Annotated in this window: 25 protein-coding genes; 9 read left to right on the forward strand and 16 right to left on the reverse strand. The window is 65.0% G+C overall.

Annotated elements, in window-relative coordinates; genetic code table 11:
- Positions 1-36: 36 nt before the first annotated feature.
- Positions 37-1,062 carry a LysR family transcriptional regulator gene (locus tag GGC65_RS07960; RefSeq protein ID WP_225940723.1) on the forward strand — a complete coding sequence of 342 codons (1,026 nt, stop codon included), beginning with the start codon at positions 37-39 and terminating at the stop codon, positions 1,060-1,062.
- Positions 1,063-1,290: 228 nt separating this feature from the next.
- On the opposite strand, the gene GGC65_RS07965 is transcribed toward GGC65_RS07960, so the two are convergent.
- From GGC65_RS07965 to GGC65_RS07995, 7 genes are all read right to left on the reverse strand, one after another.
- Positions 1,291-1,620, reverse strand: a complete 330-nt coding sequence (locus GGC65_RS07965; RefSeq protein WP_192649444.1) for a nuclear transport factor 2 family protein — start codon at positions 1,618-1,620, stop codon at positions 1,291-1,293.
- Between the two features lie 142 nt (positions 1,621-1,762).
- Positions 1,763-2,644 (reverse strand): hypothetical protein, encoded by an 882-nt coding sequence (locus tag GGC65_RS07970; RefSeq protein WP_192646663.1) that lies wholly within the window; start codon positions 2,642-2,644, stop codon positions 1,763-1,765.
- A 39-nt stretch (positions 2,645-2,683) separates the two neighbouring features.
- The gene (locus GGC65_RS07975) at positions 2,684-3,358 is read right to left on the reverse strand and encodes a hypothetical protein (protein ID WP_192646664.1); all 675 of its coding nucleotides are present in this window, start codon (positions 3,356-3,358) and stop codon (positions 2,684-2,686) included.
- A gap of 28 nt (positions 3,359-3,386) precedes the next feature.
- Positions 3,387-5,306, reverse strand: a complete 1,920-nt coding sequence (locus GGC65_RS07980) for a TonB-dependent receptor domain-containing protein (protein ID WP_192646665.1) — start codon at positions 5,304-5,306, stop codon at positions 3,387-3,389.
- Positions 5,306-6,160 carry a hypothetical protein gene (locus GGC65_RS07985; protein WP_192646666.1) on the reverse strand — a complete coding sequence of 285 codons (855 nt, stop codon included), beginning with the start codon at positions 6,158-6,160 and terminating at the stop codon, positions 5,306-5,308. Before GGC65_RS07985 ends, GGC65_RS07980 begins: the two co-directional genes overlap by 1 nt.
- A gap of 35 nt (positions 6,161-6,195) precedes the next feature.
- Positions 6,196-7,341 (reverse strand): hypothetical protein, encoded by a 1,146-nt coding sequence (locus GGC65_RS07990; protein WP_192646667.1) that lies wholly within the window; start codon positions 7,339-7,341, stop codon positions 6,196-6,198.
- Between the two features lie 19 nt (positions 7,342-7,360).
- Complete coding sequence (locus GGC65_RS07995) at positions 7,361-8,332, reverse strand: aspartyl protease family protein (protein WP_192646668.1); 972 nt, start codon at positions 8,330-8,332, stop codon at positions 7,361-7,363.
- 205 nt (positions 8,333-8,537) lie between these two features.
- Here GGC65_RS07995 and GGC65_RS08000 point away from each other — a divergent pair, with 205 nt between their 5' ends.
- The 8 genes from GGC65_RS08000 (at position 8,538) to GGC65_RS08035 (ending at position 14,993) form a co-directional block, all read left to right on the forward strand.
- Positions 8,538-9,629: a sensor histidine kinase gene (locus tag GGC65_RS08000; protein ID WP_192646669.1), complete on the forward strand. Its 1,092-nt coding sequence runs from the start codon at positions 8,538-8,540 to the stop codon at positions 9,627-9,629.
- Positions 9,626-10,369, forward strand: a complete 744-nt coding sequence (locus GGC65_RS08005) for a LytR/AlgR family response regulator transcription factor (RefSeq protein WP_225940725.1) — start codon at positions 9,626-9,628, stop codon at positions 10,367-10,369. Before GGC65_RS08000 ends, GGC65_RS08005 begins: the two co-directional genes overlap by 4 nt.
- A 217-nt stretch (positions 10,370-10,586) precedes the next feature.
- Positions 10,587-10,796 (forward strand): hypothetical protein, encoded by a 210-nt coding sequence (locus tag GGC65_RS08010; RefSeq protein WP_192646670.1) that lies wholly within the window; start codon positions 10,587-10,589, stop codon positions 10,794-10,796.
- 134 nt (positions 10,797-10,930) lie between these two features.
- Complete coding sequence (locus GGC65_RS08015) at positions 10,931-11,200, forward strand: UrcA family protein (RefSeq protein WP_192646671.1); 270 nt, start codon at positions 10,931-10,933, stop codon at positions 11,198-11,200.
- 28 nt (positions 11,201-11,228) lie between these two features.
- A complete protein-coding gene (locus GGC65_RS08020) occupies positions 11,229-11,558 on the forward strand; it encodes a hypothetical protein (protein ID WP_192646672.1) in 330 nt (109 codons plus the stop codon).
- A 78-nt stretch (positions 11,559-11,636) separates the two neighbouring features.
- The gene (locus GGC65_RS08025) at positions 11,637-11,831 is read left to right on the forward strand and encodes a hypothetical protein (RefSeq protein WP_192646673.1); all 195 of its coding nucleotides are present in this window, start codon (positions 11,637-11,639) and stop codon (positions 11,829-11,831) included.
- Positions 11,832-11,854: 23 nt separating this feature from the next.
- The gene (locus GGC65_RS08030; protein WP_192646674.1) at positions 11,855-14,068 is read left to right on the forward strand and encodes a hypothetical protein; all 2,214 of its coding nucleotides are present in this window, start codon (positions 11,855-11,857) and stop codon (positions 14,066-14,068) included.
- A gap of 196 nt (positions 14,069-14,264) precedes the next feature.
- Complete coding sequence (locus GGC65_RS08035) at positions 14,265-14,993, forward strand: hypothetical protein (RefSeq protein WP_192646675.1); 729 nt, start codon at positions 14,265-14,267, stop codon at positions 14,991-14,993.
- Between the two features lie 178 nt (positions 14,994-15,171).
- Here GGC65_RS08035 and GGC65_RS08040 read toward each other — a convergent pair whose 3' ends face one another.
- The 9 genes from GGC65_RS08040 to GGC65_RS08080 all read right to left on the reverse strand — a co-directional run bounded on the left by GGC65_RS08040 (position 15,172) and on the right by GGC65_RS08080 (position 21,681).
- A complete protein-coding gene (locus tag GGC65_RS08040; protein WP_225940726.1) occupies positions 15,172-15,636 on the reverse strand; it encodes a YHS domain-containing (seleno)protein in 465 nt (154 codons plus the stop codon).
- A gap of 43 nt (positions 15,637-15,679) precedes the next feature.
- Positions 15,680-16,180 (reverse strand): DoxX family protein, encoded by a 501-nt coding sequence (locus GGC65_RS08045; protein WP_318780138.1) that lies wholly within the window; start codon positions 16,178-16,180, stop codon positions 15,680-15,682.
- Positions 16,180-16,878, reverse strand: a complete 699-nt coding sequence (locus tag GGC65_RS08050; protein WP_192646676.1) for a putative DNA-binding domain-containing protein — start codon at positions 16,876-16,878, stop codon at positions 16,180-16,182. Before GGC65_RS08050 ends, GGC65_RS08045 begins: the two co-directional genes overlap by 1 nt.
- Positions 16,871-17,737: a DUF692 domain-containing protein gene (locus GGC65_RS08055; protein WP_192646677.1), complete on the reverse strand. Its 867-nt coding sequence runs from the start codon at positions 17,735-17,737 to the stop codon at positions 16,871-16,873. Before GGC65_RS08055 ends, GGC65_RS08050 begins: the two co-directional genes overlap by 8 nt.
- A 2-nt stretch (positions 17,738-17,739) precedes the next feature.
- Positions 17,740-18,033, reverse strand: a complete 294-nt coding sequence (locus GGC65_RS08060; protein ID WP_192646678.1) for a DUF2282 domain-containing protein — start codon at positions 18,031-18,033, stop codon at positions 17,740-17,742.
- An 89-nt stretch (positions 18,034-18,122) separates the two neighbouring features.
- Positions 18,123-18,845 (reverse strand): putative DNA-binding domain-containing protein, encoded by a 723-nt coding sequence (locus GGC65_RS08065; RefSeq protein ID WP_192646679.1) that lies wholly within the window; start codon positions 18,843-18,845, stop codon positions 18,123-18,125.
- A gap of 55 nt (positions 18,846-18,900) precedes the next feature.
- Positions 18,901-19,179, reverse strand: a complete 279-nt coding sequence (locus tag GGC65_RS08070) for a DUF2282 domain-containing protein (protein WP_192646680.1) — start codon at positions 19,177-19,179, stop codon at positions 18,901-18,903.
- Between the two features lie 106 nt (positions 19,180-19,285).
- Positions 19,286-20,416, reverse strand: coding sequence for a patatin-like phospholipase family protein (locus GGC65_RS08075; protein ID WP_192646681.1), 1,131 nt, complete (start codon positions 20,414-20,416; stop codon positions 19,286-19,288).
- Positions 20,413-21,681 (reverse strand): NAD(P)/FAD-dependent oxidoreductase, encoded by a 1,269-nt coding sequence (locus tag GGC65_RS08080; RefSeq protein WP_192646682.1) that lies wholly within the window; start codon positions 21,679-21,681, stop codon positions 20,413-20,415. The genes GGC65_RS08075 and GGC65_RS08080 overlap by 4 nt, the downstream gene beginning before the upstream one ends.
- Between the last annotated feature and the right edge of the window lie 48 nt (positions 21,682-21,729).

Consider the following 21,729-nt stretch of genomic DNA (forward strand, 5'->3'; position numbering starts at 1 on the left):
CGTTGAGATCGAGACCGAAGATAGATCGGCGCCAACATGGCGGAAGGCGCAGCATTTGCATTCCATTGTTGCGTATGGCGCTATGTCATGCAATCGGCCCGTGCTATTGGTAGGGGCATGAGCGGACCCGACCTCAACCTGCTGTTCACCCTGGATGCCCTGCTTCAACAAGGCAGCGTCGCCGGTGCAGGGCGCAAGCTCGGCCTTAGCCCCTCAGCGATGAGCCGGGCTCTCGCGCGCCTCCGGACAGTCACGGGCGATCCGCTGCTCGTCCGGGCGGGTCGCGGGCTGGTTACCACCCCTCGAGCAGAGGCGATACGCGACGAGGTTCGCCGGCTCGTGGAGGATGCCCGTGCCGTTCTGCGACCCGCGGACGCGGTCGACCTCTATCGCCTCGACCGAACCTTCGTGCTCAGAACGAGCGACGGCTTTGCGGAAACGATCGGGCCGGCGCTGATCCAGCGTGTTGCCGAGGAGGCCCCGCACGTCCGCATCCGCTTCATTCGCAAGCTCGACAAGGATAGCGCGGGGCTCCGCGATGGTGATATCGATCTCGAAACCGGCGTCGTAGGAAATTCGATCGGCCCCGAAGTCCGCGCGCAATCGCTATTTGAAGACCGCTACGTCGGCATCGTGCGCGCGGGTCATCCGCTAGCGAAAGGCCGAATGACCGCGGAGCGATATGCCGAATGCCGTCACGTGCAGGTCACGCGGGAGGGCTTGGGTCTTGGTGCGATCGACGAGGCGCTCGCGGCGCTCGGTCTTGCCCGCACAATCGTCACCACCGTCGATGGTTTCGCCGCGGCGCTCGCATTAGCCCGTGGTTCCGATCTCGTTTCGACGGTCCCCGAGCGGCACACGCGTGGTCTCCGCGATAGTATGGCAACGTTCGCGCTACCCGTCGAGACCGACGCCTTTACCATATCGTTGCTCTGGCACCCCCGCATGGATGGAGACGCCGCGCATCGCTGGCTGCGCCAGCTTGTACGGCAAGCATGCGACGCCGTGCTTCGGTCCGCTCCAGGAGCTAAACCCAAGCTGGACATGGCGCCGGACGCATGAATGAAGTGCAAGCAATGCATTTTCCGCCACGCCGGAAGACGCGATAGAAAAACTGCATCGCCGGGACCAAGGGCGGCTCGAAGCCAATTCGAACGATGTGGGGATGATTGCGGGCGGCGGTCATTATCCGGGCGCCGCCAGCGAGGAAGCGTTCGACCGTGGCACGGCCCAAACCCTTTGTACCGCCGCTGATGACGACGGGCTTACCTGCGAACTCGGCCTCGATGCTCATGCCGTGATATCCAGCATCGTGATGATGTCGTTATCGAGCGTGAAGTCATAGGTGAAGCGGATCGGACTGCCCTTGAGATCGCCATAGGCCGGCCCTTCGACAATGATTTTCCCGCTTTCGCGCTGCACGCCATCCGGTGTGAAGATCGCCTTAACGAGTATCACCTCTTCTTCGAACAGGGTTCTGATTGCGGCTAGGCCCGCAAACCGATGCCCGTTGTCGAGGATGACCGCATCGGCCGCGAACGGCTTTAGCATGGCCTCGATATCGAGCCGTGCGTTGGCCTCCACATAGTCAGCGATGGGTTTGGGCAAGGCTGCGACAATCGCTTCGGTGCCGCGCTGACTGGTATCGGACTCGCTCTGGTTCTGCATGAGATGTCTCCTTGGTTTGCCTTGCCTCCATTGTAAGAGCCGTTCACCATCCGGATAAGCAGGCTAATCTCTCAACTGAGACATCGGCATCTGTTCAATTTACCATTGCCGCAAACTTGTTGTGATCCAGAGCATTCCAGATCGCCTTACGTGCAGCGAAGCGGTCCGCCGTTTCGCCATGCCCCGCCGATGGCGGCGTTTCCACGACGAGCAGTTGCACGGCTTCGGGGCGGCTCTTGTCGAAGTAGGCGGGGTTGAGTTCCATGACTGTGTCGGCCGCCCGGCAATCGCGGACCAACGCGCCCGTCGTCCTGAGAAGACAGGCAGGGGCGGCGCGTTCGGTCGGATCAAGGTCGGCAAGCCTTGCTTCCAACTGGTGCCGTACGGTCGATCCTTCATATTCGATGGCGATCTGGCGCCGGAGGTAGCGGCCGGTCGATACCGGAATGAGCAACGGAGCGCGGCCATGCGTGAAGGCGACGGCGTCGCGTATTTCAATGATCCGGCGGTTTGCGATCTCGGCGTCGCGAACAAGCCACCAATTTCCCTCGCCTTCGCCGGCGCGCATCAGCGCCTCTTGTGGGTCGAGCAGCAGCGACAGGCTGTTGAGCCGAAAGATTACGCCGGTCGCGGTCATCCGGTGACATTTGCCTCCGCTGAAATTGATCGGGTTCATCACGCCGATTTCGGCGCCGAGCACGCCGTGAAGCGGCAAGATTTCGATCCATGATTTGAGCCGGTTGCAGAACGGTGCAGGTGGCGCGTTCACCTCCGGCATCGCCTCCAGCATCGCGATCAGCGCATCGGACGACCGGCGAAACTGCCGGATCTTGTCACCGGGAAAGCCGGGGACGACGGTCTTGGCGTCGAGCTGCGTCTCGAAACGCCCGCCCGCACCCTTGACGATGATCGGAACCTCCTGGGCGACGGCAGCGGTGCCGCACAACGCGGCGGCGAAAAGGGTTAGCAAGCGCATGGGGTATCCTGTCGTGGGGGCGCCGGGGAAGCGGCGCGATCAATAGATTTCGTGCCAGTTCTCGACCTCGGACGAGCGGTTCGCGAGACCGAAGCAGATGAGCCCGGGACGGCTGGCCGAAGCCGAGCCTTTCTCCAGCCGGTATTCGAGGCGGCGGCAGCGGAAGCCATCGACCTGTTCTTCGCGCGCGATTGTCAGCGTGCCCTTGGAGGCCCTGCCCTGCCAGCGATGCACATGGCCGACGGACCAGCTGCCGGCACGTTTTGCGCGCTCGCCATATTGGCCGCTAAACTGGTCATAGGGGAATTTGGGCCGACCGTCGAAGTCGATCCCGCCCTCACAGTCGTTGCAGCTCACTTCGCCGAACTTGTTATAGCTGGCCTTCTGTGCCTCGATCTCGGGCGGGACGCGCAAGGCGTCGATATAGCCTGACGACTTTGGCGTCGTGGACGCGGCGCCCGAAGAGGATGTCGGTGGCGTCGCGGCCGTTTCACCGGCGCTTTCAGCCGGAGGGGCGGTCTCTTCGTCTCCCGACTTATCCCCGTCCCCCCGAAGACCGGAAGCGATGGTGTCGCGAACGACGGTTTGGGCTTCGGCTTCCGCCTGCTGCGCCGCGCTATCGACGAGGCGTTTCAGAAACCCCTGAGCTTGCGCCACTTCGGCGATACCCAAAAGCATGGCGGCGGCGGCGACCGTTCGAAATATTTGGCGCATGATAGGCTCCTATTCGTCGTGATACCGATCAGCCGAGATCGGTCGTCAGCGTGGCGGTCAACCGGCGCGGCATGTTGTAGAGGTAGATGCCCGACGGTCCGTTCGCCCAACCGAACTTGTTCCCGACGTTGGCGACCTGGACGCGCAGCGTCGCCGGGGCCTTGCCGAGCTTGAAGCGGTAGCGCCCGCCGACGGAAGCGATAGCGCGAGCCGGGATGACGAGCTTGCCATCGGTGCTCGCGACGCGGTCCGACGTGCTTTCGACGACGAGGTCGACCGAGACGGCAGGTGCAAAGGTCGGCCGGTAGTCGAGCACCGCAGTCGAGAGCCGGCCGAAGCTCGCGAGCGGCTTTTTGCCGAGCTGTCCGCTGTCGACCGCATCACCCGACAGCGTCGCGTCGATCAGCGCGGTGCCGGCGATCGCGGTGAGCCCCGGCGCGATCTGCCCCGACAGCGAAAATTCGGCACCGCGATGGCGAACGTCGCCGAGTTGGCGGAACACGCGTGCGGTGTCGATCGAGTAGAAGGGTTTGGACACTTCGAACACGCCGGCCACGATGCGGATCGTGGGTGTGACCGACCAGCGCAGGCCGGCATCGATCTGGCGCGTGCGGATCGCGGGCGGCGCTTCGTCGCGGTTCACGGCATGGCCCGGCGCGACCGGGCTTTCCTCCAGCCCTTCGGTATAGCTGCCGTAGAATGCGAGCGAAGGCGACGCATAGACGGCGGCGGTCGCGTTGAGCAGCAACGGCGCGTCCTTGGTCGTGATAACAGGCGTATCGGGGCCGAAGACGCGTTTGCGATAATCGGTCTTCTGCAGACCCACGCTGACCTCGCCGACATCTTTCCAGCGCCCCTCATAGGCTATACCGGCGGTCCATTGGTCGACCGTATCGCGCGTCTGCGCACCGAAGGCGGTGACCGGCTCGGGGAAGATCACCGGATCCTCGATCACATGGTTTCCGATGAAGATCTCGCGGCCGCCGCCATAGCTGCGCGAACGGTCGCGTCCCTTCAGCGACAGGTGCAGCGTGTGAAGACGCGGCCCGTCGGCAAAGCGGCGCGACAGGCGAATTTCGCCGCTGGTCGAGGCCGAACGCCGACCGGGTTCGGCGATGACCACCTCGTCGGCCGTCCCGTCGGGACGGACGTTGAGGAACAGCTGCGTGTGCGAGCGGTCGAGATCGAGGATCGAGCGGAACGCGCCCGCCTTCAATGTCCAGTCGCCGCGGTTGATCGTCGTCGTCAGCCCGGTGGCGATCGTCTTGCCGTCATTGGCTGCCCATTTCTGGCCGATCCGCTTCACCCGATCGAGCCGCGGCGGCAGATAATCGCCGGCGGTCAGGAGCAGCGGCGGCAGTTCCTCGTCGGCGATGCCGATGCGGCTCCAGAAAGGCGTGATCTCGACGCCGTCGACGGGTTCCCAGCGCGCGATCGCTGCCATGGTGCGGAACTGCGCGCTGCCGCCCGTATGGTTACGGTCGGAGAAGAAGCCATAGCCCGCGCCGAGCGACAGCCGGTCGGTGACGGGAAGCTGGCCGTCGAGTTCGAGCACTTTCGCGCCAAAGGGTCCGAGCCGTCCGCTGACGCTGAGCAACCGCTTGTCGCCCGGCTTGCGTAGCTCATATTCGGCGATGCCCGTCGGGGCAGGAAAAGGATAGCCCTGCGCCGACAGGCCGACGCGCATCTGGAGCCCCGCGATCACGCGGTCGGAGAAGGCCGCCTGCTGGTCGATATAGAGGCCGTCGAGGCGGATATTGCCTGCCTCCGCCGCAGAAAAGCCACGAACATAATTGGGGTTGTAGATGCCGATCTGCTCACCGCCGATCGAGGTGCCGAAAGCATCCTCGGCGCTGGTCGTCGCATTGTCGTCGGTGCGCTGGGCCAGCGCGGCGGCGGGCGCGGCGGCCAGCGCCAGCCCCAAAGCGGTCAGGGTAAAGCGGCGCATCATTTCACCTCCTTCATGCGGCGTTGGACATCTTCCCAGTCGGTCATGAACATCGCGGCGGCGAGCCGCGCGGCGGGGCGTTCGGGGTTCAGCCGGTCGCCGCGCAATTCGTCATTTTCGTGCGAATGGCTCGACAGATGGACGAGCAGCGGATGCACTCCCGCTGCGCCCGGCTGGTACCAGCTGCGGTCATGCTGCAATTGCAGCGCCAGCGGCCGCGGTTCCCAGCCATATTCGGAATCTGGATCGTAATCGGGCAGCCGGTCGGCGACATAGAGCCCGTACGCCGCGCCCGTTCGCACCTGAAAGCTGGCCCGCTGCACGCCTTCCGCCTGCACCTGCCGGCGCGCCATCATGTCATAGGGGTTGAGGAAGACGCTGAGCACCGCGCCCTCCTCCGACGGGGTCAGGTAGCGGCCGTCGCGCGGGACCGTGTCGGGCTTGCCCTCGATCACGCTCTTGGCGCGGAGCGTGAAGGTCGCGCCGACCAACCGCACTCCGTCGAGCGTCGGCACGACCGAGATGTTGATGTCGGCATGCAGGCTGGTGCCGCGCACGTCGCGCAGCGACGGCTGCCGCATCACCGCGTCGAAGGCGACCATTGCGCGGCGGCGGAGCAGGTCGACCTCGGCGATCGGGATCGACGTGAGGTTCCGCGGCTGGTGCACATGGACATCGGGCGCCTTGGAAGCCCAGCCAGGCAGTCCGACGCCAGGATCCGGCGCTGCATTTGTCCAGCGCGCCATCAATTTCTTGGGCGCACGGCTGTCGCCGGTTGTCGCGAGCGCGGCCGGGATCGCCGGCGCCGCGGCAAAAAGGCCAAGCAGGGCAAGCCGCAAGAGGGACAATTTCATCGTTCGGACTTTCGGAAAGAGAGGGGTTTTCGCGATCAGCCCGGCAGGCCGAGCGCACCGCCAAGGCCGCGCAGCAGCCCGCGCTTCTTTTTCGGCTTCTCGTCGGATACGGACGTGTCGTCGTCGCTGCCCGCCATCATCGACGCGAGATCGACACCCAGCAGGCTCATATGCGTCGCCCTTGTGCGCAGCTTGACCGACCATCCGGCGGGCACGTCGCGCGGCGAACCATAATTTCCCTCGGGCCCATAAGCGGTCATCATCAGCATCGCGGATTCGGCCGCTTTGGCGACCGCGGTCGGAACGATGCATTCGGTTGCGGTAGGGGCAAGCAGCACGCGCTGTTGGACGAGGCGCGCGATATCGCCCTGTTCGAGATAGTCGGGGAGCGCCATTGCCGGCATCCGCACCGCGCTCGACGTCCACATGAAGACGGTGCCGTCCTCCTTGGCGCCGGTGACCGACAGCATGTAGCCGCGCGCGTTGGCGAGCACGGGCCAGTGGACCTTGACCGCCCCCGACGCGAGCGCGGCGTTTCGGGGAGCGAGGGCTGCGAGGAAATCATTTCCCGCGCCGACCGCAAAGCGCATCTCGGGCGAATAATTGCCCTGCACGACATGGTCGCCGACCAACGAGCCATTTCGCGGAACGCGCGTTCCATTGCGGCTGTTCGGCCATTCGCCATAGGTCGCGTGGCTGGCCGTCGACGGCGGCGTCATCGCGCGGACATCGGGCATGGCGCCAAAGGGCGACGCCGCACCGGGCTTCATCGTCGCGAGGTCGATCACCACCGGCTGACCCGCTGGAGCACTTTCCCCGCAGCCCCAATAAAGCTCGATCCGTCCCTTGGGCTTCGCGGCCGGGCCGGGCCGAAAATCGGCCCGCCCATCGGCCTTGGGCGTCACGACCGTGGAAGTCAGCAGCGGCAGGCGATCGCCGGCGCGCAAGGCTTGCGGCGGCAGATGGTCGGCGCTCGGAGCCGGATTACGGCGCACCGAACCGAGTTGGAGCATCAGATTCTTTTCGACACCACCCGGTTGGCCGGTTGCCATTCCCGATACGGTCTCGGCAGAGAGCCAATAGACGGCGTCGATCTTGGGCTTGGGCGCTTGCTGCGCCGTGGCAACGGTTGCGGCGAAGGCGAGCGCGGCGAGCGCGCTCCCGGTCAGGATCATCTTCATGGGCGATATTCGCTTTCGATCAGGATTTGGGGGAGGCCGACGGTGCGGCCGGGGGCGAGACGTGAAGACGCAGACCCGGATGATCGATGACGAAGCGCCGGTCGGCGAACATGTCGATCCCCAGGATCACCGCGGGTTGCTCCAGCGTGAAGCCAAGGACCTTGAAGATCGAAAGGTCAGCGATACGGACCTTCTTGCCCTCGACCTTCGCCTCGCCGATCGTCAGCGCGGCGATCGGCGCTTCGACGCTGGACATCGCATGGTTGGTCGCGCCCTTAATGTCAGTCGCCTTGACGACGCCGGGGCTGTCGGGGCTGATCCCGATCGCCTTGGCCGCCGCCCAGTTAATGATCGTGCCGCGCGCACCGGTGTCGAGGATCGCGGGAACCTCCACGCCGTTGAGGCTGATCTTGAGACGCGGCGCACGCATGTCGTCGAGCGTGAACGGCACCGCCGCCGGCAGGCCGTCGAGCGTCGCCGCCACGACCTTCGGCGTCATCCGCCAGCGGCGGCCGGGGATGTCGAGCTCGATCGCATAATCGGCAATGATGTCGGCGCCCAAGATACCGTCGACCCCCAGATGATCGGTCGGCCCCGGGGGCAGCAGCATCAGTTCGGGCGAACGAAAGACGTGACCCGCGACCTCCACCTGGCTGACGATGGTCGTTTCGACATCGCTCCGGCCCGCCGCGCCGTCGAGCGGATCGTCCGACAGCTTGGCAACAAGGCCGGGCATTTCGGCGCGCAGCTTCGGCATGATCGTTGTCGTGCTTGCCGCGGTATCGATGACGAAGCGTCTGGGCGCGCCGCCGTCGATGCTGACGAGGACAACGGGATGCCCCGAAGGAAGGATTTCGAGCGGCTGCGCGGCAACCGCCGCCGGTGCGGCAACAGCAAGGGCCGGTTCAGCAGCGACCGAGCGCGCCTCGGCGAGAATGAGCGCGCCGAGCAGCCCGAAGGCGGCGAGGCCCGTGCGATAACGATAGGTCATGGCGTGTCTCCTTTGCGGCGTGGTGCCGCGAATGGAGACCGGCTATCGGCCAGGATCGTCGCCTTCCATCGGCCTGCGACCAAGCCGGATCGGGTGTCGCCGGGCGCGGTACGGCGCGACGAAAGCGGACGCTGATGCGACGAGCGAGGACGTCAGCCGCGCCCACTTCCCTTATGCTGAGCGCAAACTACACATTGGAACCGCCATGTCGCTGAAGCCCGAACATCGTCAGACCATTTCGCTGGTCATCGCGACCTGGACGCTGTCCGGGGTGCTCTACATCATCCCCTATCATATCTTCAGCGGTGCCAGCACCTATGTCACCGTGTCGGTGATCAACATCTGCGTGATGGGGATGCTGCTGTCGTGGGGCGTTTACTGGACCGTGCGCCGGACGCGCCATCGCAACATGGCGCTGCGCCTCGCCGCGATGGGCGCTGCGGTCTGCCTTGCGTCGGGAATGCTCGCGCTGATTGATGCGGCGACGGGCGAATGGATCGGGCGGCTGGTCGTGTCGAAGCAGATGGCGGCGCCATTTGGCCTGCGCGCCACCAACAATTTCATCGCGCTGGTTTGGCAGTTCGCGCTGCTCGGCGCCGCCTTTACCGTGATCGAGGCGAACAAGCTGACCCGCGAGCGTGAGCTGGAGCTCGCCGCGGCGCGCGAAATTGCCAGCCGCGCGGAGGCGGCCGCGAGCGCCGCGAGCCTCGCCGCGCTTCGCTACCAGCTCAACCCGCATTTCCTGTTCAACACATTGAACGCCATTTCGTCGCTGATCGTGACGAGGGAATATACGACCGCCGACGCGATGCTCGCGAAACTCTCGGAGTTCCTGCGCGCCACGCTGTCGTCCGAACCCGACGCGCTGCTGCCGCTCGAGGACGAACTCGCGACCTTGCAGCATTATCTTGAGATCGAGAGCGTCCGCTTCGGCGAGCGGCTCGCGGTCGAGTTCATCTGTCCGCCGGCGCTCAACAGCGCGCTGGTGCCGAGCTTCCTGCTGCAACCGCTGATCGAAAACGCGATCAAATATGCGCTTGCGCCGTCCCCCGTCCCTGTGACGATCCGCGTCGAAGCGTCGAGCGAAGGCGACACGCTGATCGTCGCGGTCGAGGATGACGGGGTCACGCAGGACAAGGAACTGAAGCCAGGGACCGGCGTCGGCATCGCCAACGTCCGCCAGCGGCTCGAAACGCTCTATGGCGCGAGAGGTAGCCTCGAGACGCACAAGCGCGAACGCGGTTTCGTCGCGGTCGCGCGCCTGCCGCTCGAACGGCATAGCGAGCTCGCCGCATGAGCGACCTGCATGTCCTGCTCGTCGATGACGAGCCGCTGGCACTTCGCCGCCTCGAAACGCTGTTCGGCGATATCGACGATGTCGAAGTCGTCGGCACCGCGGCGACCGGAGACGAGGCCGAGGCGCAGATCGCAAGGCTCCGTCCGGACCTCGTCATGCTCGACATTTCGATGCCGGGAAAAAGCGGGATTCGCGTTGCCGCCGACCTCGCCGCGGATCCGCGGCCCGAAATCATCTTCGTCACCGCCTTCGAACAATATGCGCCCGACGCCTTCGAGGTCGACGCGGCCGACTATCTGCTCAAACCCGTCCGCTTCGACCGCCTGCGTCAGGCTGTCGAACGCGCGCGACGGCGCCGCACGATGCGCGACGCGGCCGACCGGCTCGCCGGTGTGCCTGCGGAAGCCCGCGACGAAGCAATCTGGGTACAGGTCGCGAGCGGAAACCTGCGCCTTCCCATCGCCCAGATCGAGTGGATCGAGGCGGCGCGCGACTATGTGCTCTTTCACACCGCAACGCGCAGCTTTATCCACCGCATCTCGATGGCCGCGCTCGAACAATTGCTGGGTCCTGAACAATTGATCCGCGTGCACCGTTCGACCTTCATCCGCCCAGCGCTCGTGAACGGCGTCCAACGGCTCGGTAAGGGACTCATTGCGCTCGAGATGCAGGATGGCGCGGTGGTGCAGGTCGGGCCAAGCTACGTCAAATCCGTGCTCGACCGGCTCGGCCTCGCCTGACCCCTTCGTCGTGTCGGCGTCGGCCTTCGTCGACGCGCGACCGTTCAGGTCGCATCGCAATCCGCTTTCGAAGCAGACGCCGCGCCGCGAAAACCGCTCCTCCATAGCGTGACGATTGCGGCATCGAGCCGCGAGCAGGGATGACCGGTCCGTCCCGCGCCGACCCCGGCGAGCGACCGCCATCCCTGCTCTCCCTCACCGACGATGGAGACATATGATGAGCAAACTCCCCTTCCTCGCCGCGGCGATCGCGCTCGGCCTGCCGATGCCCGTGCTGGCAAAGGCCGAAGCCAAGCCCGAAGCGCACGCCAAGGCGGAAGCGAAACCCGAGGCGCGCGCCAAAGCCGAAGCGAAACCCGAAGCTCGCGCCAAGGCCGAAGCCAAGCCCGAAGCCCGCGCCAAGGCGGAAGCGAAACCCGAGGCGTAACCGCCACGGCAGGCGGAGTGCCCACGGGATAGCCCCCTTCCCGGCACTCCGCCGCTTTCATCGACAATATTTCGTCACCGCTGGCTTTCAGGAGACCCTTCATGCCATGTTTGCGTCCTGCTTTCGTGCTTGCGATGGCCGTTGCATCCGCCGCATCGGCCTGCGCCGCTACACCCGCACGGCCCGCGGCTGTCATCGCCTATCGGGACCTCGATCTGCGTTCGCCCGAAGATCGGCAGCGACTAAACGACCGGATCGACAAGGTCGCGAACGAACTCTGCCGGAAGGAAGCCGAAGACCGCCAACTCGGCGAGCATTTCAACCGCTTCAATCCCGGATGGTGCGTCAAGCCGACGCGCAAGGCGATTGCCGCCACCCTGCCGGCAGACGCCCGGAAAATATAACGCTCCCAAGCCCCCCGAAGGAATGACGATGCGAACCCTGATCCAAGCGGCTGGATGCGCCGCGCTGCTCTTCACCCTGCCTGCCCCGGCATCGGGGCAAGGCTTGCTCAAACGGCTCGCCGACAAGATCGCCGACGCGCCGAAGCGCGGCGCCGGGGAGTCGGCGCCGGCCGACACGCCGGCCAACGGGAAGCCGGCGGCCGTGCAGACGCCCGCCAAAAAATCGGCTGTGCCTAAAATCCTCTATCCAAGCAGCCTACCGAAACCCGAGGGCTTCGACGCCGTCAAACAGGCCTACACGGATTTTGGCAAGGTCCGCTGCACCAGCTGCGAGGGCGGTTATGCCTACGACGGTTAGCCCGTCTTTCCGCGCGACGAAACCCCGCGGCCGTACAACGGATCGCGCCATATCCTCGGCGAATTTGCGATCGGTCATGTGCACCGTTGGAAAGGCGCCGAGTCCGAAGGCTCGCTGACTATCGTCAGCGAAGAACCCGTCGGCGGCTTTCGCTGCCGCCAGCTTCTCTACCGCCTGACGAAGGGTGGCGCCTCGGCCGAGCGCCCGGGCCTCCTGTGTTGGGGCTATGCCAACCAGTTCGCGGGGTCCGAGGGCTGGAACGAAGTTTACTGAGTCCGCCCGACAAGGACATTCCGATGACCATTTTGCGAACCCTGCCCGCGCTGACGCTCGGCCTGATGCTTTCCGTCGCCGCGGCTCCGGTCGCGGCGGCCGCCGCGGCCCAATGCGAAAGCGGCTGGACCGGAACCATCACTTATACGCGGCATCAGGCGAACAGTAATTCGAAGACCGAGAAGCGGATTTCCGGCAAGGGCACCGAAACGACCGACTGGACGATGACCTATGACTATAAGGCACAGGTCGCGGTGCAAGCGACCGAGAACCCCGATCTCAGTACCGGGCTCGCGAATATCAGCCTGAATTCCGTATCGACCGAGACCAAGTCGGCGAACGAACGCTTCATCTGCCCGCATGAGCGCACCCCGCGCGAGATGTCGGGGAATTTCGTCTACAAGAGCGAGACGCGCGCGAACCAGAGCGGCGTCGAGGCCGGGGTCAACATCTCGCTCGATACCGGCGGCACCTACATGGTCAGCATCGGCCTTCCCGATGTGAAGGGCATGGCTTCGGGATCGAATTCGGCGACTTACAGCGGTCAGTGCAAGGCCAAGGAGGCTGTAAACCAGAGCCTTGGCAACATGCCGACGACCGTCGACGGCGTACGCTTCGCGAGCAGCGGCGAAGACCGTTACCAGCTCTCCGACCCCAATCGTCTTTCGGGAAGTCATTCGACGACGCTGCTCGGCATGACCGAAACGCTGGGCTGGAATCTCCGCCGCTGCGGCGGTGACCTCCGCCTTGTGGATGTGAAATTCGAGGACATGCGCTTTCCCGACTGGGGGGCGTGGAAGGATATCGTCGAGCAGGTCGGCACGATCGACGGCAATCTCGTCCGCCTGACCGCGATCGTCGCCAACGACGGCCCCGAGGAAAAGGCCGCGACCGTCAAGTTCCGCGACACCTACAAGGGCGACAAATGGGACGGCGCCAAGCCCGACGGGATGCTCGGCGAAATGTCGGTCAGCGTCCCCGCCGGAGAGCAGCGCGAAGTGCAGTTCGAATGGGACAGTTCGGGTTATGCCTGGTTCGACGACGGCCGCCCGCGGCTGGTCCAGCGCATCAAGGCCGAGGTCGAGGATAAGGGCAAGAAGATCGACGATATGACGCGCAACCTGAAGGTCGCGCCGAAGCCGATCCTACTCGTCCACGGCCTCTGGTCGAACTGGCGCGCGTGGGAGACGTGGCAGAATATCCTGACCGCGAGCCACAGCCATGACTGGAAAGCCTTCCCCGTCGGCGAGCGGCCCGAACATGGCCGGATGAACACCGGCGAGGAAGTGGGAAATTTCGGCCCCACCAACACGATCGCCCAAAACGCCATCGAGCTCGGCAATTATGTCCGTTATGCGCAAAAGGACCGCAACGCTTGGCACGTCGACATCGTCGCGCACTCGATGGGCGGGCTGATCAGCCGGCGCTACATCCACGCGACGATGCCGACATATCCCGACGGCAAGCCGCAGGTGTCGCATCTGGTGATGCTGGGGACGCCCAATATGGGCAGCCGCTGCGCCGACCTCCTCAGCGTTCCGCTCGAAACCGCCGGTCGGTCGATGGATGCGCTGCGCGAATTGCGGCCGAGCGTGGTCGAACAATTCAACGCCGAAAACAGCAATCGCAAGAATGTACCCTTCTCGGTTCTCGCCGGCAACCCACTGCCCCCTGGCTGCTACATGCCCAGCCTCAACGACGGCGTGGTCGCGGTGCCTTCAGCCAAATGGACGATCACAGACAATGAGACGCAACTGATTCTGCACACGAGCATGACCGGCAGCGAGACTTTCGAATCTTTTGTGAAGCCTCGCATCGTGCTCGGCCCGGGCAAGCAGGCTCCAGCCGGCGGGTCAGCAGCGGCGGCAACGGGCATCCGCGCGCCGGCCCGGCTCATGATAACCGGGGTCGAGGGCGCAGCGCCGCTCGAAGCGCCTATCTTTTCGAAAGTGGTAATGCTCGCCCCGGACCAGACGCTAGACATCTCGATCCCGGTCGAAAACGCGTCGAACCTCGGTGTAACCTTCGCCGCGGCGAGCACGGTTTCGGCGATGCTGATCGACGATCAGGGAGCAATCGCGGCGACCAACCTTTCCGATCAACCCGAAGCGAACCAGATATTCCGATCGCTTCGCGTGAACCGACCGGTCGCCAAGGGCAATTGGACGTTGAGACTGCACAGCAGAGACCGCGCCGATCGTGAAGTCATACTTTCGACGTGGTCAAACGAACGCTGATGGCCGGTAGTCGACAGTCAGCTTTCGGAAAGTCCGCAACCAATGCAGCCATACCGGCTGCTCTAGAGACAGATTTCCGCGCCTAATTTCTCGCAGCGGCAAATGCTGGAAACGCAGACATATCAGGATTGTCACGATTGCTTATTCTCTTGCTTCAGAACGTCTGACACCCCGAGCCACGGTGGAGAATGACAGCATGAACAGCGCGATGATCTCGGCGGCGCTTGCCAACTCCCTTCTGATGCCGATGCCAATCGCGGCGCAAACACCTCCCGGGATCTCGGACCTTGTCGGCACCCGGGCGGCGGGCGGCGAGACCCAGCTCGAGGCACGGGGCTGGACGCACATCAAGACCGAGAAGGGCGACGATCGCGCGTGGAGCTATTGGTGGCAACCGCAGCGCCGTGAATGCGTCACCGTCGCGGTAATGGACAGCCGTTTCGATTCGATCACGACGAGCCCGGCTGCCGATTGCAACCAGAGCGCGACAAAGTCGAAGGGCAGCGACGCCGGCTCCGCCGCCGCAGCGGCCGTTGCCATCGTCGGCATCGCGGCGCTCGCGCACAGTTCGCACCATCACAAGGACGGGAAGCATCTCGGCGAAGCGGACGACGACCAGTATGGGCGCGGCTATCGCGACGGCCTCTACAGCCAGTCCTACCATAATTGCGACCGGTCGGACGCCTATTCCGATGGCTATACGCGCGGCACCGAACAGCGCGGTCATGAGACTGGTTATCGCGATGGCCAAGGTTCGGGCGCGGGCTACGCCCCGGCCGCGAAGGTGAACGACCTTCTGACCATGCGCGCCGCAAGCGCGGACGTCGAATTGCAGAAGCGCGGCTTCCGCACCGGCAACGCCTATCAGGCCGGCGACACCTCCTACACGATCCGCGCGAACGATCGTACCGGCCAGTGCGTCTAGGTCGCCACCCAGGATGGTCGCATCCGGTATATCTCCAACATCAAGGCCAAAGCCTGTCGCTGACGTCGCGCACGGGGGTCGGCACGCAGCGGCGTTACCGATCCCCGCTTCCTCCCTGGCCGCGCAGCGGCTAGCGAAGCAGATACACTGCGAATTCTCGCACCTAACCCGGCAATTCTTATCGATTATCCGCCTTTTCCAGCACAGTCGGCCAATTTGCCTTGCTGCGGTCAATCGAAGCGGCGAGGTCTGCCTCCCACAGTTCTTTGGCACGCTGATTATAGTTCAGGTACAATCGCCCATCGACAATGCGCCACACCTTGGGGTCGCCGGGCGCTATATAATTCTGGCTCACCGCCCAGGCACAATAGCCGCCGAACTGGGGCGCAAACGCCGCAGGATCGGCGGCGAAGCGGTCGCGCGCATTGGCAGAGGCGAAGCGCCAAAGCGCGCCGTTCCAACGATATTCGAATGCAGCAGAGCCGGCAATGGGACCTCCGTCGGAGAAGTAGGAGACGGCGTCATAGCCTCCGATCGCAAGCCCTTCTTCAGACATCGACACAGGCGGCGCTGAAGCTGGTGCAGCGGAGGTGCCGACCGTCGAGGCCGAGGCCAGCACGATGGCAGCAATGATCATACGCATGAAAGGAGGCTCCATTTCCCAAGATGGACGAGTCGTCGGACCTTCAGCGGTCGGCGGCGCTCAAGCGAAAGCTCGACGACGTCGATTTGACCCGCACCGCGGAAAGCAACGCGTCGATCGAAAACAGCCCCCCGCCGCGCACCACCAGGATTGCCGCCATCGCAACCCAAAGCGAATGCACCGGCCACCAGGCGTCGGGAAAAACGAAAATCTGGATGACCAGCGTCATCACGAGGAGCGCGCAGCCCGAGAAGCGCGTCGCGAGACCCAACAGCAGCAGGATCGGGAAAAAATGCTCGGCGTAGGTGGTCAGCGGCACGGCGAAGACCGGATCAAGCGGCAGCCCCGAGAATTCGGATGCGAACAGATCGTATTGCGACGGGTCGATCGACAAGAAGCTGCCCTCGACCACCTTGGTCTGCCCCGACCGCCAGAAGACGCCGGCGAGCGCGAGGCGCAACAGGAACAGCGCGGCGGATTCGGGGATGCGCGAGGCGGCGATTTCCACGCCGCGGTCATAGAATGCGACTAAGCGATTCATCATCAAAGCCTTTCAAATGCCCCTGCGTCGATCAGCGCCGCGAGAGCGGCGCCACCGTCGGGATGGTCTTCACCCAGACGCGCAAGGAGGTTACAGAGTGGAGAAATTTCTTTCGCAAGTTCGAGCGCCGCGATGCCTGCCAATTGCACAGGCAACAGCCGAACCTCGGCATGCGGCCGCGTGACGAGCAGCGCCGGCATATCCGGTGCGAAGGCCGGGTCGATCCGCGAGGCCGCGCCGGTAGCCAAGCGAAGAAATCTGGTCGCGGGATGCAGGCGCACCGGCATATCGAGCAGCGACGCCTCGTCATGCCCGGCCAGATCAGCGAGCCCGAATGCGGACGCTTCAGCTGAATTGTAACTTTCGAGCCAGGCCCATTCGATGCGCGCCAGTTCGGCCGCGAGGGGGGCGTCCAGCCAGTCGGCAAAGCGTTCGCCAATGTTGGTCAGCGGCCGCCCTTCGGCCCCGCCCGCGTCGACGAAGGCGCGTGAAAGGCGATTGAACACGCCTTCACCGAGATGCTCACGCGTTTGCGGAAATGTCTCTTCGAGCGCGACGAGCCGTGCGTGCGAGATCGTGTTGGCGTGCACGCGAAGACCGCGCAGCACAGACGCCTCGTCCCCCGCAAAAAGCGCCTCGGGCAAGTGGCCCGGCCCATGCAGCAATGTCGCCGCGAGGGCGCTCTGGTCGAGCTCAAGCATGGGCTATCTCGGACATCAGCAGCGCGTCGGCCGCCCTCGCCTCGCCCATGAGCGTCGCATAATCGGGAACGTCGGTGTCCCATTCGACAAGCACCGGTTTTGTCCCGCCGCGCGCAAGGAAGCGTGCAAGCAAGCCCCAGCAGCTCGACCGAACGGACGATCCGTGATCGTCGATCGCGATCATTCCGCCCATGTCGTCGTCCTTTACGGTGTGACCCGCAACATGGATCTCACCGACAAGGCCCGGGTCGAAGGCGTCGAGCCACACGACCGGATCGAGCCCGAGATTGAACGCCGAGACCTCGACATTGTTGATATCAAGCAACAGGCCGCAGCCGCTGCGCCGGCAAAGCATGTGGAGGAACTCGACCTCGTCCCAGTCGCTCTGTGCATAGGCCAGATAACGCGACGGGTTTTCGATCAGGATCGTCCGGCCCAGCCGGTCCTGCACGCGGCCGACTTCACGCACGAAATGATCGAGCGCCGCATGAGTGTAGGGAATGGGAAGCAGGTCGGGGAACTTGTCCTTGGGTCCGTTGCTCCAGCTCAGATGGTCCGAGACCATCGCGGGCCCATAGCGGTCGCACAGCGCCGCAAGCACCTCGAGTTCGTCAAGGTCGACGCCTGCCGCCGAGCCAATCGACAGACCGACAGAGTGAAAACTCAGCGGCAGATGCTCGCCGATCGCGGTCAGCCATCGGTGCGGTGGCCCGCCTGCGCCGAAGTAATTTTGGGGGTGCACCTCGGCCCAGGCGGGCGCCGTCCCGCGCTCCGCCGCTGCGAGCACATCGGCATAATGGCTCGATTTGAGCCCTATGCCGGCACGCGGCGGCAGCGAGTGGAGCACGGGAGCGGACATCGTCAGCCCTTGCGCGGAGCCGGCTTGGCGTTGCCCGCGTGCGCGGTCAGCGTGCCGCCCATCTTGACGCAGGTGCCGGCCTTCACATGTTTCCAGGCGTTGCCCTGATAGTCGACGGTCGACGTGCCGGCACAGCTGGTGCCCGGACCGGCAGCGCAGTCATTCTTGCCTTTCAGCGAGATGCCGTAGCATTTTTCGGTCTTGCCTTCGGCGGCGGCGGCACCGCTGACGGCAGTGCCGGCGGCTATGGCGAGGATCGCCGAGGCGGCGAGCGACAGTTTCAGCGTATTGGTCATTTCTATCTCCCTTGGTTGAATGGGTGATGCGAGGGATGGCATCGATCACCGGTTCGCGGCCCAAGTTGAGGAGGTTACGTCGCGACAAATTATCGCCCCGGGCGCAGCGACGCGATCGCGCCGCTGTCGAATATCGCGTGAACCGCTCGGGTGATTTCGGCATCGGGATAGAGTGCATGCGCCGCGGCCGATGCCGCGCCGATCGTCTCGCCGATGCGGAGCCCCGACAGGATGCGATGCTCGGCAGGACCGAGACGTCGCGCCCGGACGGTGTCCGCGGGACGCGTGATCAATAGCCCTTCGGCCTTCCATTCGGTCGTCACCTCGGCGCGGCGCGGCGCGAAATGCGCGAGCCAGATCGAAGGGGCCGGCACGGCGAACCAGCCAAAGCGCGTGGCGGCGTGCAGCTTGACGCGGCTCGACGACCATTGTTCGGCGGTCATGCCCGCGATGAGGGCCGGCGCGACGGGCGCATCGGCCGGCGCGCGCGCCGATGCCAGCCACAGCCGGTCGATAGAAGCGACGGCCGAAAGATAGGGCAGCACGCGCCCGATATCTCGGCCGACGATCCACTCCGGGAAAAGCTGGCCGTATGCGGCCAGTGCGGGACCGTCGGGCGGCACCGCAGCGACGAACTCGCATGCGAGATCACGAAAGGGCGCTGGTCCGAGGATCGCGGCGACGATCGGATAATTGGCGGCAAGCGCTTCGACCGCAGCGACCGGCGGGCGCGAACGACGCAGCCGTCGCGATACGCCGAACGAACGGCGTGCGTCGGCGACCGTCCGCTGGACGGTGGCAAGATCAGACATGATGGGCATCCTCTCCTCAGGATGGGCGCCCCGGCGCGCGGCCGGGGCATCCGGGTCAACGCTTTTTGGGCGTCAGCGAGCCGACACCGTTCGGCGTCTTGATCTTCGCGCACGTCCCCTTGGCGACATATTTCCAGGCGTTGCCCTGATAGTTGGTGGTCGACGTACCGGCGCAGCTCGTGCCCGGGCCGGCGGCGCAGTCATTCTTGCCCTTCAGCGCCACGCCATAGCATTTGTCCTTGCCCGGCTGCGCCGCGACGGGCCCCGCCTGCACCGCGGCGGTGGCGAGGAACGAGAGGGTGGCGGCAGCAAGTGCGATCGTCGATTTGTTCATGATGAAATCCTTTCCGTTGAGAGCGCCCTTCAGGGCGTGCCCTTTCATCGGCCGAAACGGGCGCTGCGTCCGCTACCCAAAGCGCATCGTTTCCATGCATGGTGCGTCAGCACGTCGGCTCGACCATATGGCCGCCGATGGCCTCGTGCAGGATGAAGCCTTCGAGCGGGTCGAACTCGCCGCGCCACGGCGCCGCCTCGAGCGTGTGCATCGTGTCGGCATAGCCCGCCTCGCGCCGCTGGCGGATGCCGGAGGGGCTGAAGTCGATATCCTTGCTATGATCCTCCCCCGCGAGCGCCGGAGCAAGCAAGCGGATCACATGCATCCGCGTCGGGCAGCCATAGGCGGCGAGTTCGGGCACGCCGGGCGCCGTGCGGCATCCGTCGGGCAGCAACGCGGTCAATTCTGTGATCACATGGCGCAGCTTGTGGAGCTGGCGCTGACGGCGGATATGCGTGCCCGCGCGGCTCGAATATTGGACGTCTTTCTGGCGATTCATCACGTCCCAGATCGTTTCGGGTTCGGGGCCGTGCGAATTCCATATGTGGACGGCGTAGACCATCGAGTCCCGCCGCGGATTGTCATCGAAGACCGCCTCGACGGGCGTGTTCGACAGGATGCCGCCATCCCAATAGAGGTCGCCGTCGATGCGCACCGCGGGAAAGGCCGGCGGCAAGGCGCCCGATGCCATGATGTGGCGAAGATCGAGCGGCATGTCGCGTGAATCGAAATAGCGCATCTCGCTGGTCGTGACGCTGGACGCGCCGACGGTCAGTCGCACGTCGCCATCGTTGATCCGGTCGAAGTCGATCAGGTCCGATAGCGTCTCGCGCAACGGATCGACTGAATAATAGGCCGCCTCCTCGGCACCAAGCGCCGCATGGACGCTGCCAAAGGCCGACGGATTGGGGGTGAAGAAGGTCGGCAATCCGCCGACGATCGTCGTCCAGTTGCGAAAGAAGCTCGCGACCGCTGCCGGAAGCGCGTGGTCGAAGCCATGGCCGTGCTCGACGCGGCGCCAGAATTCCGTCAGGCGATCGATCCGCTCTTCGGCAGGGCTGCCCGCGATGATCGCGGCGTTGATCGCGCCGATCGAGGTGCCGATCACCCAATCCGGTTCGACCCCGGCCTCGTGCAGCGCCTGATAGACGCCGACCTGATAGGCGCCGAGCGCGCCGCCGCCCTGCAGCACGAGCACTTGTTGCCCATGCGCCTTGAGTTCGCTGGCAAGGTTCATTTGCTCTCTCCATGAATGGGGGCATCGCCGCCGGTGATCAGCCGCGCGCCGCGCTCGAAGGTGAGGTAGTTCCAGAGCCAGTTCGCCCCGACGAGCAGCCGGTTGCGAAAGCCCGCGAGGAAGAAGATGTGCGCCGTGGTCCACACGAACCAGGCGAGCACGCCCGACATCCGCAGCCATCCGAAATCGATCACGGCGCGGTGGCGGCCGATCGTCGCGAGATTGCCATAGTCGCGGTAGCGAAAGGGTATCGCTCGGCCGCGAAGGATCTGGTGCGCGACATGCCGGCCTTGCTGCTTCGCAACGGGTGCTATGCCGGGAAGACAGCGCCCCGCCCCGTCGGTGAACGAAGCCGTGTCTCCGATGGCGTAGGCGCCGGGGAGCCCGGGGACCGAAAGGTCCGGTCCAACGATGACGCGCCCGGCGCGATCCGCCTCGACGCCGAGCCATGCGGCGGCGTCCGATGCGCGTACGCCCGCCGCCCAGACGACGCTGTGCGTCGGCACGCGGATGCCGCCGATATCGATATAGGTTTCGGTGATCGCACTGACGCGCTTGTCGGTCATCACCGTGACGCCAAGGCTCTCGAGCGCTTTGCCCGCCTTGTCGGACAGGCGCGGCGGGAAGGAGGCGAGCAGCCGCGGCCCCGCCTCGACGAGCAGAACGCGCGAGCAATGCGGGGTGATGCTGCGAAAATCGCCCGAGACCGATCGCCGCGCGAGTTCGGCGATAGCGCCCGCCATTTCGACCCCGGTGGGCCCGCCGCCAACGACGACGAAGGTCAGCAGCGCCTGGCGGCGCAGCGGATCGGGCTCGGTCTCGGCCAATTCCAGTGCGAGCAGCACCTTGCGGCGCACCGTCGTGGCGTCGTCGATCGACTTGATACCGGGCGCGTGCTGTTCCCAGTCGTCGCGTCCGAAATAGCTGTGGCGCGCGCCCGTTGCGACGATCAGCCGGTCGAAGCGCACGGTGCGGCGACTTGCGAGCAGCACGCGCCGTTCGCCGGGATCGACGTCGATGACGGTGTCGAGGAGAACCTGCACATTCTTGTGCCGCCGCACGATCGAGCGGATTGGCGCGGCGATATCGGCAGGCGACAGGCCCGCGGTCGCGACCTGATAGAGCAAGGGCTGGAACAGATGATGGTTGCGCTGGTCGATCAGCGTGACCCGGACGTTGCCGCGTGCAAGCTCGCGCGCGGCGGCAAGCCCGCCGAAGCCGGCGCCGATAATCAGCACATGGAGCGGTGAAGCGTCGGCCTTCATCGCTCGTCTCCGCGTCTTGCGAGGTCGGCCAGGACGCCGCGCGGAGAG

Source organism: Sphingopyxis sp. OAS728, from assembly GCF_014873485.1.
Classification (GTDB): Bacteria; Pseudomonadota; Alphaproteobacteria; order Sphingomonadales; family Sphingomonadaceae; genus Sphingopyxis.